At 39.3% G+C, this 18,214-nt stretch carries 20 protein-coding genes and 1 pseudogene; 18 read left to right on the top strand and 3 right to left on the bottom strand.

The window, feature by feature from the left end; genetic code table 11:
• Window positions 1–9 precede the first annotated feature (9 nt).
• Complete coding sequence (locus tag ACLTOQ_RS01370) at window positions 10–612, top strand: RNA polymerase sigma factor (protein ID WP_412318498.1); 603 nt, start codon at window positions 10–12, stop codon at window positions 610–612.
• Window positions 602–1,249: a zf-HC2 domain-containing protein gene (locus ACLTOQ_RS01365; RefSeq protein ID WP_243253423.1), complete on the top strand. Its 648-nt coding sequence runs from the start codon at window positions 602–604 to the stop codon at window positions 1,247–1,249. Before ACLTOQ_RS01370 ends, ACLTOQ_RS01365 begins: the two co-directional genes overlap by 11 nt.
• Before the next feature lie 74 nt (window positions 1,250–1,323).
• Here ACLTOQ_RS01365 and ACLTOQ_RS01360 read toward each other — a convergent pair whose 3' ends face one another.
• The 3 genes from ACLTOQ_RS01360 to tnpA all read right to left on the bottom strand — a co-directional run bounded on the left by ACLTOQ_RS01360 (window position 1,324) and on the right by tnpA (window position 2,786).
• Entirely contained in the window at window positions 1,324–1,761 is a 438-nt protein-coding gene (locus ACLTOQ_RS01360) for a transposase (RefSeq protein WP_279310847.1), read from the bottom strand.
• A 274-nt stretch (window positions 1,762–2,035) separates the two neighbouring features.
• Entirely contained in the window at window positions 2,036–2,398 is a 363-nt protein-coding gene (tnpB, locus tag ACLTOQ_RS01355; protein WP_195523279.1) for an IS66 family insertion sequence element accessory protein TnpB, read from the bottom strand.
• Window positions 2,391–2,786 carry an IS66 family insertion sequence element accessory protein TnpA gene (tnpA, locus tag ACLTOQ_RS01350; protein ID WP_412318495.1) on the bottom strand — a complete coding sequence of 132 codons (396 nt, stop codon included), beginning with the start codon at window positions 2,784–2,786 and terminating at the stop codon, window positions 2,391–2,393. The genes tnpB and tnpA overlap by 8 nt, the downstream gene beginning before the upstream one ends.
• Before the next feature lie 226 nt (window positions 2,787–3,012).
• Here tnpA and ACLTOQ_RS01345 point away from each other — a divergent pair, with 226 nt between their 5' ends.
• The 16 genes and pseudogenes from ACLTOQ_RS01345 to ACLTOQ_RS01270 all read left to right on the top strand — a co-directional run bounded on the left by ACLTOQ_RS01345 (window position 3,013) and on the right by ACLTOQ_RS01270 (window position 18,148).
• Window positions 3,013–3,486, top strand: a complete 474-nt coding sequence (locus ACLTOQ_RS01345) for a hypothetical protein (protein ID WP_195523277.1) — start codon at window positions 3,013–3,015, stop codon at window positions 3,484–3,486.
• Window positions 3,487–4,146: 660 nt separating this feature from the next.
• Entirely contained in the window at window positions 4,147–4,353 is a 207-nt protein-coding gene (locus tag ACLTOQ_RS01340) for a hypothetical protein (protein WP_195523357.1), read from the top strand.
• Window positions 4,328–4,714: a response regulator gene (locus ACLTOQ_RS01335; RefSeq protein ID WP_412318494.1), complete on the top strand. Its 387-nt coding sequence runs from the start codon at window positions 4,328–4,330 to the stop codon at window positions 4,712–4,714. The genes ACLTOQ_RS01340 and ACLTOQ_RS01335 overlap by 26 nt, the downstream gene beginning before the upstream one ends.
• Window positions 4,701–5,105 carry a LytR/AlgR family response regulator transcription factor gene (locus tag ACLTOQ_RS01330; RefSeq protein ID WP_412318493.1) on the top strand — a complete coding sequence of 135 codons (405 nt, stop codon included), beginning with the start codon at window positions 4,701–4,703 and terminating at the stop codon, window positions 5,103–5,105. Before ACLTOQ_RS01335 ends, ACLTOQ_RS01330 begins: the two co-directional genes overlap by 14 nt.
• On the top strand, window positions 5,098–6,405 hold the full coding sequence (locus ACLTOQ_RS01325) for an ATP-binding protein (protein ID WP_412318491.1): 1,308 nt from the start codon (window positions 5,098–5,100) through the stop codon (window positions 6,403–6,405). Before ACLTOQ_RS01330 ends, ACLTOQ_RS01325 begins: the two co-directional genes overlap by 8 nt.
• A 74-nt stretch (window positions 6,406–6,479) precedes the next feature.
• Entirely contained in the window at window positions 6,480–7,037 is a 558-nt protein-coding gene (locus tag ACLTOQ_RS01320; protein WP_195523378.1) for an accessory gene regulator B family protein, read from the top strand.
• 220 nt (window positions 7,038–7,257) lie between these two features.
• Entirely contained in the window at window positions 7,258–7,704 is a 447-nt protein-coding gene (locus tag ACLTOQ_RS01315) for an RNA polymerase sigma factor (protein ID WP_195523379.1), read from the top strand.
• A gap of 171 nt (window positions 7,705–7,875) precedes the next feature.
• Complete coding sequence (locus tag ACLTOQ_RS01310; protein WP_195522556.1) at window positions 7,876–8,748, top strand: trypsin-like serine peptidase; 873 nt, start codon at window positions 7,876–7,878, stop codon at window positions 8,746–8,748.
• Window positions 8,738–9,070, top strand: a complete 333-nt coding sequence (locus ACLTOQ_RS01305; protein ID WP_195522555.1) for a DUF3221 domain-containing protein — start codon at window positions 8,738–8,740, stop codon at window positions 9,068–9,070. The genes ACLTOQ_RS01310 and ACLTOQ_RS01305 overlap by 11 nt, the downstream gene beginning before the upstream one ends.
• Before the next feature lie 553 nt (window positions 9,071–9,623).
• Entirely contained in the window at window positions 9,624–11,633 is a 2,010-nt protein-coding gene (locus ACLTOQ_RS01300) for an ATP-dependent DNA helicase (protein WP_195522554.1), read from the top strand.
• 192 nt (window positions 11,634–11,825) lie between these two features.
• Window positions 11,826–12,071: a DUF6870 family protein gene (locus ACLTOQ_RS01295; protein WP_118173571.1), complete on the top strand. Its 246-nt coding sequence runs from the start codon at window positions 11,826–11,828 to the stop codon at window positions 12,069–12,071.
• Window positions 12,072–12,202: 131 nt separating this feature from the next.
• Window positions 12,203–13,864: a recombinase family protein gene (locus ACLTOQ_RS01290; protein ID WP_118173572.1), complete on the top strand. Its 1,662-nt coding sequence runs from the start codon at window positions 12,203–12,205 to the stop codon at window positions 13,862–13,864.
• Window positions 13,864–14,433: pseudogene (locus ACLTOQ_RS01285) on the top strand (recombinase family protein); the annotation flags it as partial. The gene ACLTOQ_RS01290 and the pseudogene ACLTOQ_RS01285, both read left to right, overlap by 1 nt.
• Before the next feature lie 72 nt (window positions 14,434–14,505).
• Entirely contained in the window at window positions 14,506–15,591 is a 1,086-nt protein-coding gene (locus ACLTOQ_RS01280; protein WP_412318543.1) for a recombinase family protein, read from the top strand.
• Window positions 15,588–17,147, top strand: a complete 1,560-nt coding sequence (locus tag ACLTOQ_RS01275; RefSeq protein WP_118173574.1) for a recombinase family protein — start codon at window positions 15,588–15,590, stop codon at window positions 17,145–17,147. Before ACLTOQ_RS01280 ends, ACLTOQ_RS01275 begins: the two co-directional genes overlap by 4 nt.
• A gap of 143 nt (window positions 17,148–17,290) precedes the next feature.
• Window positions 17,291–18,148 carry a restriction endonuclease gene (locus tag ACLTOQ_RS01270; RefSeq protein WP_118173575.1) on the top strand — a complete coding sequence of 286 codons (858 nt, stop codon included), beginning with the start codon at window positions 17,291–17,293 and terminating at the stop codon, window positions 18,146–18,148.
• The last annotated feature ends 66 nt before the right edge of the window (window positions 18,149–18,214 follow it).

The raw sequence follows: 18,214 nt of genomic DNA, 5'->3' as shown, positions 1-18,214 counted from the left end.
ATAAGTTATTTGATTCAAAGGTATTTAATTCAAATTCTAAAAAATAAGCGCTTTTATGTAACAAAAAACAAAGTGAATGCTCTTATACTTATACAAGGGGGTGATGAACTGAAACGAGAAAATTTTAAGGAAGTATATACATTATATTTTCATGATGTTTTTAAGTTTTTAGTGGCACTTTGTCATGATGAAAAGATTGCTGAGGAATTAACACAGGAAACTTTTTTTCGTGCTTTGAAGAGTTACGATCAATTTCGTGGAGAGTGCAAAATAACGAGTTGGCTTTTTCAAATAGCGAAACACTCACTATATTTATATGAAAAGCAAAGAAAAAGATATGTAAATTTAGAAGCAGTTGAAAATGAAATAGCGGATGTGGATACTGTGGAGATTATGTTGGCTCGAAATGATCAGGCTTTTGAGGTGCACAAATTATTGCATGTTTTGCAGGAGCCTTACAAAGAAGTATTTTCATTGCGTGTTTTAGGTGAATTATCATTTGCAGATATTGCAAGATTATTTGGTAAAACCGAAAGCTGGTCGCGTGTAACATTTCATCGGGCAAAATTGAAACTAATTGAACAATTAAAGGAGGAGTATAATGATGGCTAAAATATCATGTGATTTGATTCAGGATTTGTTGCCACTATATTGTGATGATGTATGTTCTGCGGATAGTAAGAATATAGTAGAAACTCATTTGCAGGAATGCGAAGCATGCGCTAAATTATTTCAGCAATTAAAGAGTAAATGTATTATTAATACAAAAGCGAGGGAAGAAAAAAGTGCAGAAGAAGTTATAATTGGTAAAATTGCCCATTCATGGAAGCGTTCTATTTTGAAAGCCTTTTTTAAAGGAGCAATTATTGCTGCAATTATACTGTCACTAGTTGCTGGAGGATATTATACTTTATTTGTACAACAAAACAGTATGGTTGCCTTTGAAGATGTTTTAGTTTCTGCATATATGTTGACAGATGAACATATTACCTTTCATTTACAAGTAGATGATGGATATTGTGGTGGAACAATGAAAACATATATTGATGAGGAAAGGAATTTGTATATTTCTATTCAAAGGACATTGGTAAAAGAAAAACTAACTAATGGTGAAGAGGTGATGGATTACGGCTTCAACCTAACTGATAAAAATTGTGTGGCAGTATATTATGGTGTACCAGGTAATTGCAAATTGCTGTGGAAACAAGGTGATGTTTTGCCGAAGGCAGAACCAGATATTTTTGAATAATTGTAACCATTCAGGGTAATGTTTAGCTTTTTGGCTACAAAAGTACGTAAGAACATGATTCATTCGCAAGCCCATCAGTGAAGCTGGTGGGCTTGCAGTGCAAATTGTAACAGTGAGAGTACTGAATAGTGATCGATCCGGTGCGTCGGAAGACCGGAAAGATCCTGTTCTTTTTTGCCCTTTTTCTTTACCGGACGGGGAGCAGACTCCTCCAGGTGCTCCGGCTCCGGGGCATCCAGGTCACAGACTGCCTCTGCCTCATTGAAGAAAACAATAGTTCCATCCACTTCCCTGAAGCTGATCTGACTGGCATCCGCCATTTTTTCAGAGGAACGTCCAAAACGGTTTCTGTTTGCCAGAACCATCTGCTCCATCATAAGCTGCATCTTTTCATTGAGAGAACAGACCTCGGCGGTCAGGGTCTGAAGCTGTTCCTGCTGGTTCAGAAACATCTGGATCAGCAGGGACTTGTCAACAGTATTCAGTTGTTCTTCTGTGTATCTGACTGCCATAGTGGAGCTCCTTTTCTTACTGGGTTCATTATAGCAGATATGGTACATTTCCGCCAGTCGGCGGCTGTTTTCCTTTCGTCATTATGACGGTGGATAAAAGTACTGAAAACCTGAAAAATCACTGTTTCCTTTCAGATTTTCAGTACTGTTGTCCACAATTGCCCTGCCTTCCCGGTCGTATGGGTGGCAGGCAGAACCGTTGTGGATAAACAGCGGACAGTAAGCCCCGAGAGATAAAACTGTCCACAAAAAATTTCTGCGAAATGCACAAAACTTAAAAAAGTTTCTTCGGGTCCTCTGTCTGCTCTATAGGGTGTCTGGCAACGATCTCCAGTCCCTGCATAAGCATTGCGTACTGATCTGGAGTGATCGACAGTGCTTCTTCGTTGTTTCGCGGCCAGTTAAAAGCACCGTTGTCCAGCCGTTTGTATAATAACAGGAATCCATCTCCCTCCCACAGGAGTCCCTTGATACGGTCTGTTCGTTTGCCACAGAACAGAAACAGCGTATTTCTGTCATAGGGGTCCAGATGAAAACGGAAGCGAATGATGTTTGCCAGTCCTTCCATGCCTCTGCGTAGATCCGTGTATCCAGTGACAAGATATATTTTCTGGAACCCGGAAGCATCATTAAGCATGGCTGGCTGCTCCTATCAGGTTACGGAGGAATTCCGGTGAAGCGTCATTATAGAGATCTATAGTGACTCCGCTTTCTGTATGAAATGCTGCAGCCACAGAGGGATGTGTCTGGGAGGCTTTAGCCGGTATACTTTCCGCAGGTGCTGTGAGTTCCACGAAGGAAGGGGACGGATCATAAAGTTCCAGACAGGCCTCCCGGACCCGGCGCAGGCGATAGTAATAATTCGCCTTTGTTATGCCGTGTTCCCGACACCAGGCATCGACTTTCATATCAGAGGGACGATTCTGGCAGTCCCTGATCTGGTCGGCCCACTGCTGTAGCCTGATCTGTTCTGCCCACTGCTGTAGCCTGATCTGTTCTGCAACTAAACTGGTTTGAGTGTTCATAGTCTGACCTCCTGACCTTGGTCAAAAAAGTTAAGCGCTAAACTTTTTTGACTGTGTATAGTGTGAGACTATTATTGCAGATGAAAGGTAATAGCAAAAGGCACTTGCTATGGAGCGTTTACATTCGGAGGTAAAGAAGAAAATGTTGTAACATTTTTCTTGTGACATATTCTAATATATGAACGAAAAAAATATGTGGTGTAAATTGAGAGAGGAAGGTAAGAATATGAAAAACAGAGTTTTAATGTGTATTTTGGTAATAGCAGCAATAGGTACAGGGATTGGTGTATATGCTATAAAGGCATCAGCCATTAATACACCAACGGAAGAAAGGAAATATGTGAAGGATATTGCAGATCCGGCTTATGCTAAAACGCTTACAGTGGAGCAAAAAAAAATGAATGATGCAATTAATAAACAGCTTAATGAAGAAAAAGCAGATAATTTGAAACAGTACGAAGAATATGGTTTGAGTTATGATGTTGAACAAAATCAAATGTATTTTAGTGGTTTAGAAGTTTGTTATTTTGCAGATAACAGGGCAACTGATGGTACATTTGAGGGAATGGAGGTAAAATCCGAGCATGGTAATATTGGTATTATTGCAGTAAGGGATGAATTAGGAGATTTGACAGGAGTAAAACAATTAAATGAGCAAGAACTAAAGATTTTGTTATCGAATGGATGGAGTCAAAAGTAGTGTTACATGTGTAACTGATGGCGCATATTTTTTTCGGATAACAAATAGTTGAATCATGAAAGGGAATATTCCCCAATCCTGCGTAGAAGGATGAAAATACCCTTGTGGTGTTTGGGTGCTTGCACCAGGGAAGTTTATTAGTAGATGATAATGATAAGTTTCTATTAAACAGTATTTGAGAGAAGGGACTACACATAGCTAATTTAAACTGTTATGTGTAGTTCCTTTTTTATTTTTGCGTGACCTAAAATACATGATTAAGGTAAACAGCTACCATGGTGGATATTCCGTTTAAATAGTGCACTCTTTTCGTAAATTCAGAGCAGGTGTTTCTGTTTCCGCTCCGGAGTGCATACCTCTATAATAATGAATCTATACACATAAAAATGTGTAAATTCATTACATATAGATAACGATGGCTGATTACCTATGAGGGAACGTCATGGTATCAAAGTCTCTCGGAAAGGAGATGTAAATGACTAAGTATTGCTCTTTCAGTAAAGACCATATTATTATTATGAACCTATCGCCTTTTATTTCTATATAGTTTTGCCTTGTTGAATTCTGATGGTTGTATAAATAGTTGTATTTACGGTTGTATTATTTATTGCCTTTAATGGTTATATTTAAACTATAAAATAATAACCAGAGGTACAGGTCATGTTTAAAATAGAAAAAGCATTTTCACGCGCTAACATTCCAAAGACAATCCGTTTCACGGATGACCTTGATGCAAAACTGACTAAAGTTGCAAAAGGAGAACAGATTTCTTTTAATGAGCTTGTTCTGCGCTGCTGTCAGTATGCACTGGATGAATATGACGGAAATGTTGATTTGCAGAATGCAGGGAAATACACAGATGATTAATATAGCCATATGCGATGATGATGTGGCGATGACCGCCACCATAGAAAAAATGCTTTACGTAATAGCGAAAGAACAGAACATTAAGATAAGCAGTGCCGTCTTTTTTGACGGCTCTACGCTTGTTGCCAATATCCGACAAGGTGTATGCTACGACCTGATATACCTTGATATTGAAATGCACAATGTCAACGGCATCAATGCGGCTGAACTGATAAGAAACATGGAGATTCCGGCACTGATCATTTATGTTTCCAGTTATGAAAAAATATCTGAAAGAGCTGTTCAGTACAGAACCTTTCCGATTTCTTTCAAAACCGATAATACCGGAAGATTTTCAGGCGGCATTCATGGCAGCATATAAACGTATCAGACGCAAGCCGGAATATTTTACTTTCACCTATAATAAGGAATACGTCAAGGTTCTGCTGGACAGGATATACTTCTTTGAAAGCAGCAACAGAATCATACATATTCATATGGCGGATGATGCAAAGGATGATAATACAGATGAAACCTTAAACAGGTTTTATGGGAAAATGAGCGATGTGGAAAGACAGCTTTCAGAAAGTAACGGAAGATTTATCAGAATACACCAGTCCTATCTTGTGAACTTTGACTATATCAGACAGATGAATTTTTCCGGTGTAACCATGTCTGACGGCACACAGCTACAGATAAGTGAAGACCGGCAGAAAGAGGTCCGCATCCGCTTCTGCCGAATGGCCGGTATGGAGGGAAGCGGTGATGAATGAGTATGGCATTCTGAATATCCTGATGGTATTTTTTCCCGCACTGATTGTCAGTGTGTATCTGAAAGCATTTCATAATGATAAGAAGTCCCGTACCACAGTCTGTGCTTCGGCATGGGGACTGTATATCATCTTCCAGTGCTGGGTAATGGCATCACATGCCAGCCATCCATTGCTGGTTCTTATCGTAAATATCCTGCTGATATTCCTCATCTACGAAGTTTCCTATCAGGTGGACTTTAAAACAGCACTGTTTCGTGCGGGTTTTTTTTATGTTTTGTGGATGCTGGTAGAAATAGCAACAAACTATATGCTGGGAAAGCTGGGCAATACGACCGTTCCTTCCAGCTTTCTCGTAGGCAGTATAATTTCAAAACTGATTATGTACATAGCGGTTCATATTTTTAAGCGTTTGCATAAAAAGGATTTCAGCACTGGTATTTCCCAAAAATACTGGATACGGCTCTGCTTTGTTCCCGTGGTTACAATTTACATCATACATAACACGTTTTTCCTGACTGCCCGGAATCAGCGGAATATTTTCTTCCTGCTGACAGCAGTATTCATGATCTTAGTAAACTATATCGTATTTGACGTATATGACAAACTGGGCAGCCAGTTGGATACGGAAAAGAAGAATCTTGTCTATGAACAGCAGATAGCTCTGTGCAACAAGCAGGCTGCAGAAAGGGAAAATGCCTATCAGGAAACGCGGAGGGTAAGACATGACCTGAACGGCTATCTTGTTGATTTGAAGGCATCCATCCAGTCGGGCAGGTTTGAAGATGCCGAAGCCAAGATTGATAACATACTGAGCCATAACAGTCTGTACGGTGATGAGGTATCGCGCAGCGGAAATCTTGTCATAGATTCCCTTATCAATTACAAATATTCCCTTGCCCAAAAAGAGGGGATTGAAATGAAATGTTATGTATTTGTTCCGGAGACGCTGGACTTTGACGGCGCTGATTTGTGTATCATACTGGGGAATCTGCTTGACAATGCGCTGGAAGCCGTTAAGAATCTCCCGGCAGAGAAAGGCAGAATAGAGCTGTCAATGTCTCAGGTAAAGGGAAGTCTCAGCATTGTGGTAAAGAATCCCTATGAAGGGAAGATACTGGAAGACAGGAACGGGCAGCTATTGACAAATAAACCGGACAAAAAGAACCATGGGATAGGGCTGGATTCCGTACGCAGGGCTGTAGGAAGATACAATGGGGAACTATTGGCGGAGTATGGAAACGGAATGTTTCGGGCAACTGTCCTTCTGTATCCACGGGAAAACTTACACGATTATTCCTAATTTCTACATGGTTACAAAATACATGACAAAAACATTATAAATTAACTGTAGTTTGCTAAGGCTTGAGGTACAAAATGAAAAAAATATCAATTAGAATAGCAGACCTTTTATTGAGAAAACATCATATAGAAGAATCAATGTACAATATATATCAGTATGGTTTACAGATGACGTTGGAGATAGGCTGTTCTTTCATCACAAGCATTATAGTATGTTGTATATGGGGGAAAGTGATTGAGGGGATACTTTTCTTTGTGATATTTATCCCATTGAGATCATATTTAGGCGGTTTTCATATGAAAAGCTATTGGGCTTGTTTTATTTGTTCACTTGTGACGTTAATTGCCGTATTAGGATTAAGTCCCTTTGCCCCTAAGTATTATATCTCGTGGCTGATTTTAGGCATCTCGATAGTTATGATATTTTTTGAGGCTAAAAAAGAAAAAATGAAGGATGCAGAAGGAAGATATTTTTATCCCAAGATTTGTGTAATTATTTTGTTGATTCTAATTACAGGCATTGTATTTACTGCATTACATTCTTCTTCAAAAATGTTTTTGTTAGCCTGCACGAATGCTTTAGTAGCGGCTTCAAAGCTACTGGAAAGAGTACGAGCAAAAGAAGAAACATAAATATGGATTTAACAATATTATAAAGAACCGTTCAGGCTGAAAGGAGAAAGCATGAACGGTTTTTTGGCGGATAGAAATAATATGGCTGGATGGTTTTTTTACTGTCCGGCTTTTTTTATATGCAAAATTCTTGAATATTAAGGAGTTTGCCTGTCCTATCCGGGCACCGCCTCTTTTCCGATTTTGAAAAATTCAAAAATCGGAAAGGAGACAGCCACAGATGGCAGAAAGAGAAAAATATTATATTGGTCTGAACGGACAGACCTTTGAAGTCAGCAGAGAGCTTTATGAGGCTTATTACAAAGGGCATCGCAAGGAAAAATATTTTACCTGTGATCTGAAACAGGAACATACAAAGGTGGATAAGAAAACGGGAGAGATAATTGTGATTCCCAGCCGGGAAGATTCCTATGAGCGACTTTTGGAAGCGGAAAAGCAGTTTGCAGAGGAGGCAGAGAATGTGGAGGAAACGGCGGTGCGGGCAGTCGTGTTAGAAAAACTGAATGAAGCTTTACATACACTCACAGAGGAGGAGACATCTATCATCCAGGCCTTGTTTTATCAGGAAATCAGTGAGGCAGAGCTGGCAAAGAAATTAGGAATAGCCAGAACAACCTTGCAGTCAAGAAAATATAAGATATTAGAGAAATTGAAAAAAATGTTATAAGGATTATGGTGCTTCTGCCTACATGACAGAAGCACTGCTTTAACATCAGAGTGTTAGTGCACAGTAAAAATTACAAATAAAGTAGTAATTTCTACATAAGGGACTAGAAAAAAAGAGTTTTTTGTAAAATGGAAATATCATAAAACATAATTTCCTGAAAGGAGAAGGCGCATGAAAAAATTAATAGTACTTATCAGCACAATGGCATTGTTACTGAGTAGCAGTTTTACAGTATTTGCAGAGGAATTACCGCACGGTAATGTAGGGGCGGCACAGGTGGAACAGCTATTGGAAGTGGATGTAGTCAATGGAACGGAACGAATTATTAATTTGCCTGAAATGGCGGCATATTCTATGATAGCCGATACCGCATCATCAGATGTTGCATTAGGAAGGTCAATTATTGGGGGCAGCGATGAGAGGACTAAGATTACGAATACAACATCCTCACCTTACTATGGGATAGCATATTTGAGCATTACCATGGAAGATGGAAAAACTTATAGAGGAACAGGCTTTATGATTTCTCCGAATACAATGCTGACCGCAGGACATTGCCTTAAATCATCTACCAGTAAGGCAAAATCAGTTACGGTGTACCCGGGAAGAAATGGAACGTCGAAACCAATAACAGCAAAGATGACAAAATATTATGTGGATACTAAATATACGGGTAGCGAAGCTGATTGGGATTATGGTATAATGGTGCTGGATAGTAATGTTGGTAACACAACCGGATGGTTTGGGCTTCATGGAACCAGTGGAAGCAGCATAGGGACTACCAATGTAAAAGTGACAGGGTATCCAGCAGATTTAGATGGATATTATATGTGGACTTGTGGCGGAACAGTTAGTAATATTACTACAAATAGATTTCAACATACGGCGGATACGGCAGGCGGAGAAAGTGGTTCACCGACATATTTCTATAATGGCTCATATGGAAATCAGGCGGTAGGAATTCATACTCATGGTGGAAATTATAGTAGAAGGATTACTACCACGTTAGTAAATTGGTTAAAGGATAATGGATATGCAAGTTAAAAAGAAAAAGATAATTGTTATTTCTATTGTTGTGGTATTATTTTTAGGTGCTATAATAGCAATGCAACATATGAAGCGTAGGAGTATCTATGAAAAGCCGCAAGTAACGATAGAGGGAACGATTACAGAAATCCAAGAAAATAGTTTATCATTTCAGGATGATTCGGGCAGAGAATTTGAAGTTTCCCTTTCAAAAGACTATGAAGGGAGGGCTTTGACAGATTTTTCTGCTGGGGACATTGTGAAGATATGGTTTTCAGGCGAAATAGCAGAAACATATCCAATGCAGATTACGGCATATAAAGTAGAAAAGAATAATTGATTTTAAAAGTAAAGACAGTATATTTGTTTTAACAAGGTATGCTGTCTTTTTTAATACAAAAAATATCAAAAAAACTTTCGGCAGGCCCCTTTACCTAACGGCGAATTAGGTGAAGGGGTTTTCTTTTGTTCAAAATTATTTCCCCTTTACAGCACTTTGACAATTTCATATCTGTGCGTCAGGCACATATCCGACCGGCCGGGAAGCCGGAAAGCACAAGTCAGGATACGCCATGCGGGGATAACCCAAGCGAGAACTATCTGTGGCTTTACTGCCCGTGGTAGGGCAGGATGCGATGATACCGGTCGGAGATAATGATACTTCCAGCGATGGCCCGCATAAGTGACGGGAAAATGCACACCCACGTTTGAGAAAGAATGTGGGCGGCTTTTATGATGCCTGTTTACCGGCAGGATGTCTGATGTACTTTTTTAAGCAGTAGAGTTCATGGGCTGGATGGAAGTTCATTTTTGTTAATAAAAAGCCAAATCAATACCTTCCAGCCTGTTCCTGTGCTGCTTATGGCACTAAGAAATTTTAGGAGGCGAAACGGATGGCAAAGAACGCAGAGGAATTATTAATTAATTTATTTGATGAGATTTTACCGGAACACGGAATGAATCTGCGGGTAAAGCAGAAAGAACTGGCATTGGAGATGCTGCGGGCATTGCAGGAGAACAAATTGGCATTATGTGAGGCAGAAGTGGGGACAGGAAAAACACACGCATATATCCTTGCACTGACGGTATATAACATTTATTTGGGCAGGAAGGTTCCGGCGGTCATATCCACATCTACCATAGCTTTACAGAAAGCATTGACAGAGGAATACATACCGCAGATATCCGGCATTCTTTTAGAACACCATATCATTGATAAACCATTATCTTTTGTGGTGAGAAAAGGAAAACAGCATTATGTTTGTGACTCCAGATTGAAGATATATGAGACAGCCATCATAAATTTGCAGAGAGAAGCGGACGCTGATCTGATACTGGAATTGGAAAGGCTGGGAGAGAATGGAGATGACAGGATTGATTTGGATGATGCAAGTCTGACACCTTATGTAAAAGGAAGAATCAATGTGTTTCACTGTAATAGGTCATGCCCGTATTCTGTTTTATGCAGATTTATGAATTTTAAAAAGAAGTGTATGACAGGCAGTTTTGATTTTCAGATTACGAATCATAATTATATCCTTGCCGATCTGATTGGGCAGAAACAGGGAAGAAAATCTCTTTTTCCGGGATATGGTGCAATGGTGTTTGACGAGTCCCACAAGCTGATAGACGCTGCCAGACAGATGTACAGCACAGTCTGGAATGAGCAGGAGGCAGAACTTATTGTGACTTTGAGTGAAGTGAGCAGAAGAAGTACAGCAGTAGATGAACTTAGTGTATTACGGAGTCAGCTTGAGGAATATAACAGGAAAATATTTGACAGGCTGTCAGGTGATTTGACAGGAAATCACACAAGAGAGGGAAGCAGGACTGAAATAACAATAGGTGTTATGGAAAAAAGTTATGTCAGGAACATGATAAAGATTTTAGAGCAGCTTCCCTTATCCTATCAGGAAAACAGCGGACAGAAAATGCGGATGCAGAACCTGAAAAGACGTTGTCAGGAGCTGGCAGACAAGCTGACGGTATTTCTAAACAGTGATAATTACATTTGCTGGATGGAAAAGAGGGAGAACAGCAGGCTTGCCCTGTGTGCGGTTCCTATGGAATTGGAGCAGATTTTATTTCGTGATATCTGGAGCAGAATGATACCGGTCATTGTCACGTCCGGCACAATGTCAGTCAGGGGCGATTTCAGACATTTTAATAAGATGACAGGGTTGTCTTTTGCTGCTTCTTCCAGAATCATGGAAACCAGCAAGCCGTCACCTTTTGATTTTCAGAGTAACGGTCTGCTCTATATACCGGAGCGTATGCCGTTCCCAAATATCCGTGATGACAGGTACATACAGGCGGTGATGGCGGAAATATTGCAGATTGTGTCTGCCACCCATGGGCATACCCTGATTCTTTTTACATCCTATTGGCTTATGGAGAAAGTGTTTTATGGTTTGAAGGAGCAGCTTTCCGATTATCCGCTGTTTCTTATGGGCAGAGGCAGACTGGATGTGATAAACAGATTCCGAAGAAGTGGAAACGGAGTATTGTTTGCCAGTGATAGTGCCGGAGAGGGAATTGATCTTGCAGGGGATATTCTTTCCAGCCTGATTGTGGTAAAACTGCCGTTCCCCGTGCCGGATCCGGTTATGGAATACCAGAGAAACCAGTACGAGGACTTCGACTTATACCGCAGGGACATCATCATCCCGGAAATGCTGATTAAACTCAGGCAGTGGTTCGGGAGGGGAATCCGCAGGGAAAAGGACACGGCGGTATTTTCTATTTTAGATAGCAGAGCATCCCTGCGTGGCAGATACCGTACAGAGATTTTGAACACACTCCCGACCATGCCGGTTACGGACAGGCTTATGGATGTGGCAGATTTTATTATAAGGAAGAAAGCGGACAGTTATTTTATGGATAAGGAGTGGAACGAAGAATGAAAATCATAGGGATTGCAGTGGGTGCTGTAACAGGCACCCTGCTTCTTATATTTCTGGTGGCTTGCATTGCCGTTGTCAGGGCTGGGAAATGTATGAAGGCGATGGAAGAAATGTGAAGTTTATAAAGGAATATCGAACAAGCTGGCTGTCATATAGTAAGATAAGCCAGTTTGCTGATTTTGGGAGTGAAAAATGGAGAATTGGGAAAAGCTGAAGTCTGCTGATATACGAACGGTTAAGCGGGATGAGCTTATAGATATTACAAGGATTCCAAAAGATGATTCAGACTGTGAAGATAAAGAAATGCAGATGAGAACTTTTTTAAGAAATATAAAGAACCCATATTGTTTTATGGTAGGGGATGTAATAGTAAAATCTTCTTTTACAGAAGAAGTTAGTCTGAAACAAAGACTGCGGGAACTGGCGGATGGAATATAGAATGAAAATTGCTATAAAGGTCTGGAAAAAGGAGAAGTTCTGTGCTAATATGTGTATAGGACTAAAGAAATAGAAATCACTTCTTATTTATAGCAGATTGTTCTGGCTAATATGAATAAGGAGTGTTTTTTATGCTGTCAAATAACTTATCTAAAACATATCTATGTGGTGGCTATCTTCGTTTATCCAAAGAGGATGATGATATTGCCAAAAGTGAAACTCTGCAAAGCAACAGTATTGAAAATCAGAAAGAATATATTGAAGATTATCTGCAAAGCAAACCGGAAATTAGGGTTGTAGATTTTTACATTGATGACGGCTACAGTGGTGTAAATTTTGACAGACCTGATTTTCAGAGGATGCTGCAGGACATTAAGGACAAGAAGATAAACTGTGTCATTGTCAAAGACCTGTCACGATTAGGAAGAAACTATATCGAGGTTGGAAAATATATTGAGAGGCTTTTTCCTTTTCTTGGAGTACGCTTTATAGCAATCAATGATAATTTCGACAGTGCTGATGATGCGGCATTATCGAATAATATAATTGTTCCCTTTAAGAATTTAATCAATGACGCATATTGCAGGGACATATCAATCAAAATCAGAAGCCATTTGGAAGTAAAGAGAAAACGCGGTGAATTTATTGGTGCTTTTCCAGTCTATGGATATATGCGGGGAGAGGATAAAAATAAACTGATTGTCGATCCGTGTGCGGCAGAGATTGTAAAAGAAATTTTTGCCATGAAAATGGAGGGAATGAGCCAACAGGCAATTGCCGATGAACTGAACCGTTTGGGAGTGCTCTCTCCGGCAGAATACAAGAAAGAGCAGGGGAGCGGATATAAGACGGTATTCCAGACACACAGCAGGGCGAAGTGGACTGCGGTTGCAGTTCTGCGTGTTTTGACAAATGAAGTTTACATGGGAACTCTGATACAGGGAAAGGAGAGTACCCCCAATTATAAAGTCAGGGTGAGGGAAAAGAAACCGAAGGAAGAATGGATTCGGGTAGAAAATGCGCATGAGGCAATTATAAGCAGAACTGATTTTGAACTTATTTCAGATATTTTACAGAAGGACACAAGGGTAAGTACAGGAAAAAGTGCAGTTTCTGTATATTCCGGTTATCTTGTCTGCGCGGACTGCGGATGCAGCATGGTAAGAAAAAAGGTTCGCAGTGGTTCTTTAGAATATGTATATTATGTCTGTTCTGGAAATAAGAAGGACAAAGATATATGCAGTAGTCATAGAATCAGTGAGAATACCTTGAACATGGCCATAACAAAGACATTGCAGCTTCATTTGAAACAATTGGGCGATTTACAGGAGAGTATTCGGTATATACGGGAGACATCCGGTAATTCAGATAAGATAAAAAAACTGGTGCTGCAGTCAGAAAAACGGAAAGAAGATATCGAAAAATATAACCGGTTAAAATTGGAATGCTATGAGGACTATAAAAAGGAACTGATTACGCAGGACGAGTATATGCTGTTTAAAAAAGAATTGGATAATAGAATTGAAGAGATTCAAAGGGCTATTACAGAATTAGGAAAGAAAAAAAGAATGTTATTGGATGGCGGATACGAAAAGGAAAGTTTACTAGAGAAATTTTTGACAAGTAAAGAGATAGAATTGAAGCGTTCCATATTAGTCCGCTTTATTAGCAGGATATATGTATATGAGGATCATCGGATAGAAATTATCTTTCGTTATCAGGATGAAATCAGGCAATTATTAGGGATAGTAGAAGAAATTAAGCAGGAAGTGGCGCTTGAGGAGGTGATTTGATGGCACGCACAGTCAGAAATCACCCGGTTCCGAGAGATAAGATGCAGGAAGAACGGGGAGCGGAACAAATACCTGAGGTTAAAACACAGGAAATCTCCGTTGGACTATATATTCGATTGTCAAAAGAAGACAGCGGAAAACATAATCAAAATACGGTAGAAAACCAAAAAGCGTTGTTAGAGGACTTTGTCAGAAGCAAAGCGGATATGAAAGTATTCGATGTTTATATTGACAATGGCTTTAGTGGGACGAATTTTGAACGTCCCGCTTTTCAAAAAATGATGGAAGATGCGAAAAGCGGAAAGATTAATTGCATTATTGTGAAAGATTTGTCTCGTTTTGGACGCAGTTATTTGGAAATAGGGAATTACTTGGAAAAGATATTTCCCTTCTTAAATATACGGTTCATTTCTGTAACAGACCACTTTGATACTTTTGCTGCAGCTTCTTCTGAAAGCGGCAGACCATTGACGAATGGGCTGGAAATACCGCTGAAAAATATTATCAATGAGGTGTATGCAAAGGATATTTCCAGAAAAGTAGGCTCTGCCATAGAAATCAAGAAAAAAGAAGGCAGATATGGCGGCGGAGTTGCACCCTATGGTTATCGGAAATCGAAAACTGTTAAGGGAAAATATGAAGTGGATGAGGAAGCAGCCAAGGTAGTGCGCTATATTTTTGGACTGCGCTCTGAGGGTTATGGATATTGCAGTATAGTAAAAATTTTGAATGAGAAGGAAATAAAGTCACCCAGTGCATACCGTTATGAAAAAGGAATCGTAAAGAACGAGAAGCTGAGGGATGTGCTTTGGAAAGCTTATGCCATAGAGGATATGCTTCGTGATGAAGTGTATTTGGGAAATATGGTACGGGGTAAAACGCATTCTGCTATGCACAAGGGAGAAAAGAGGCATCCTGTTCCGAGGGAGGAATGGATTGTTGTTCCGGGAATGCATAAGCCTATTGTATCTAAAGAACTCTTTGATGCGGTACAGGCTGTGAATGAAAAGAGAGCGCAGGAGCATAAAAAGAAATTGGAAAAAGCAAAAGAAAATCCGAAACGTGATAATGTGTTTAAAGGAAAAATCTTTTGTGGAGATTGTGGCATTACCATGGGGTGTAGTGTCGGCAAACATAACTCTAAGAGTTACTACTGCACAAATTACAGGGAGAATGGTGCAATGGGATGTGTGAAAAAGCATATCAGTGCAGGAAAATTAGAAAAGGCGGTAGCAGAGGCAGTTCAGATATATCTAAAAATGTTCTTAGAGAGCAGAGATATAATCAGGTCAAGAAACGGAAATATTGAAATCAGTAAGAAACGGATGGTACTTGAAAAGGAGATAAGAGATTTAGGACAAAAAGAGGTACAGCTTCAACAGAAATTGAGCAGCAGTTATCTTGACTATAAAGACAAATTACTTACGGTTCAGGAATATTTTATGCTCAAGGAAGAATATCAGAGGGCATTGGCACAGACTGATGAAGTCCGTAAAGAGAAAGAATTGCTTTTGCATGAAATGCAGGAAACTTATGGAGATAATCTGGAACTGTCTCAGGCTGCAGAGCAGTATGCAGGGCAGGATACGGTTACACAGGACATGATAGATTCTTTGATAGAACGGATAGAAGTATTTGCAGGAGGACGTATACATGTTATATTCCGATTCGAGGATGATTGCCGGAGGTTATTAGAGAAGAAAGAAGAGATGGAGGTCGGGGAATGAAAAAGTATACGATTGCTAAGTATATCCGGCTTTCTATGGAAGATTTAGATTTATGCGATTCTGAAGAAAAGGCTGAGAGTGTAAGTATCAGTAATCAGAGGAATTTTATCAATGTTTTTATGGAGCAAAAGGAAGAATTTAAAGGAGCAGAAGTCAGGGAATTTGTAGATGATGGATATTCCGGTACCAATTTTGACAGACCGGCGATGAAAGAGATGCTTCGGCTATGCAAGCAGGGAGAAATAAATTGTATTATCGTAAAGGACTTATCACGTTTTGGACGAAATTATCTGGAGGTTGGAGATTATTTGGAACAGATATTTCCTTTTTTGGGTATCCGCTTTATTAGTATCAATGATGGGTTTGACAGTAAAAATTTTTTCGGACAGACAGGTGGAATGGATGTAGCTTTCAAAAATTTTATTTATGAAATGTACAGCAGAGATTTGTCTGAAAAGGTAAAAAGCGGGGTTACAACCTGTATGAAAAGGGGAGAGTATTACGCAGGTTGTATGGTGTATGGCTACCAAAAATCGTCTGATGGTAAAAGAATGGAAATTGATGAAGGTGCAGCAGTCACGATACGGCGTATTTTTCGGGAATTGGCAGATGGAAAAAGTGCAAAAACTTTGGCAATTGAACTTAACGCAGAGGGAGTACCGACTAGACTGACTTATAAGCAGGCAAAGGGAGAGCAGCTTAATCGGCATTATAAAGCAGATATATGGAATCGTAACAAGATACATTCCATTATCCATAATCGGGTATATCAGGGAGATATGGTGTATCGAAAGGCTGTCCGCACAAGGGTTGGAAGTAAACGGAAGGTAACTCAGCCGGAAGAAAAATGGTTTGTGATACCGGAACATCATGAGGCGATTGTCAGCCGGGAACTTTTCAAAAAAGCAAATGACAGTATCAGAAAAAGAAAAACAGCAGAATATGACCGTTCTTCCGTCCACCGGGGGATTGTCTTTTGTGGATGTTGTGGAAATCGGCTAGAACTGCGGAAAACCAAAACACCATATTATCTATGTAAACGAAGAAACTTGCTGGATGATGCGGCGTGCAATGAACTTCGTGTGGAGAAAGAGCAGATTGAGAGGACAATATGGACTATCTGGCAGGAACATTGTCGGTTGTTTGCGACAATTCCTGTTGCGAGTCTCTATGAGCAGCAGATTGAGAAGCTGAGGAAGCAGGAAAAAATACTAAAGCAGAGTTTAGAGCGTTTTCCGGCTGAAAAAATCAATTTGTATGAACAGTTCTGTTCCAGCAGGGTAAAGCAGGATATGTTCTTGAAAGAAAAGGACCAATTGAGCAAACAGGAAGAAGTGGTACGGAAAGAAATAGAGAAAGTCTCCGGACAGATTGATATGCTGGAAAAAAGACAAAAGAATTATCAGTGTGCTGCTGATCTTGTAGAAAGGTATAGAACAAGTGAAGCATTGACAGAAGAATTTATGAGTGAGATGGTAGAGAAAATCGTAGTGTATGAAGACAAGCGGATAGAAATTGTCTGGAAGTATCGGGAAGAATTTGAAGAAATATTGTAAGAATCTGAAAAGAGGAAGCCTAAGGAAGCAGAAAGGCTTCTTCTTTTTGTATATTATCTATCCATAGTTAATATTTTAGATGTCAATAGTAGGAAAATATTGTATAATATATATGTATTTTTTGACAACGGAGGTATTAATCTATGGCACAGATGACGTATATAGAGAAAGATTATTTCGAGAGATTATTTGACATGGAAATGGGTTATGTATTAGATTTCACAAATTATACATATCAAAGATTCGTTGCTGATACTATTAATATAGATGTTTATAAAAAGTATCATAATTTATCCAAGGCAAAAATCTTAAGAGCAATTATGGATGATTATGATAATGTTATTGTTGGAAAATTGTTACTTGGACTAATGCAATATATGCAGGCAAGAAAACTTGTGACAGATGAGAAAAATGAAATCTTTCAGAAATGCTCTCAAATAGGGTATCGCTTAATCGGAAAGAAAATTTCTGAGAAATCGGTTGATACTGTAGCTGAATCTCCCAAAAAAGAATTTGATTTTAAAAAGTATCTTGATGAACTTAAAGAGTTGGCAGATTATCATGATAATCCGCAAGCAAGAGGATATCAATTTGAGAGATATTTAAATAGGCTATTCAAAGATTGTGCGTTAGAGCCAAGAGAAAGCTTTAGGATTAAGGGAGAGCAGATAGATGGAAGTTTTGTTTTAAGGAATGATATATATTTATTAGAAGCAAAATGGACGAACAAGTTAACTGAAAAAAGTGATTTAGTGGTATTTAATGAAAAGGTATCTTCAAAATCAGGCTTTACAAGAGGGCTATTTATTAGTTTTGCTGGCTATAGCAATGATGCAGTTGAAACATTATGTAATGGTAGAAAAGTTAATATAGTGTTAATGACAGTACAGGAGTTGGCAGTAGCCTTAACAAGGGAAATGAATATTTCTACTGTGATATGGAACAAGGTTAGGGCATTAGCAGAAGAGGGAAATTATAATAAGTTGGTATTTGAGATGTGAGTTATAACACCAAGGTATGGGATAGCAGTGGAGTATGGCTAAAGTGGTACTACAAATTGTAACTGT

Origin of the sequence: Gallintestinimicrobium sp. (assembly GCF_046968865.1) — a bacterium.
GTDB classification, from domain to species: Bacteria; Bacillota; Clostridia; order Lachnospirales; family Lachnospiraceae; genus Gallintestinimicrobium; species Gallintestinimicrobium propionicum.
The sequence above is the reverse complement of the archived record's forward strand: the minus strand, read 5'-3'. Positions and strand labels throughout refer to the sequence as shown.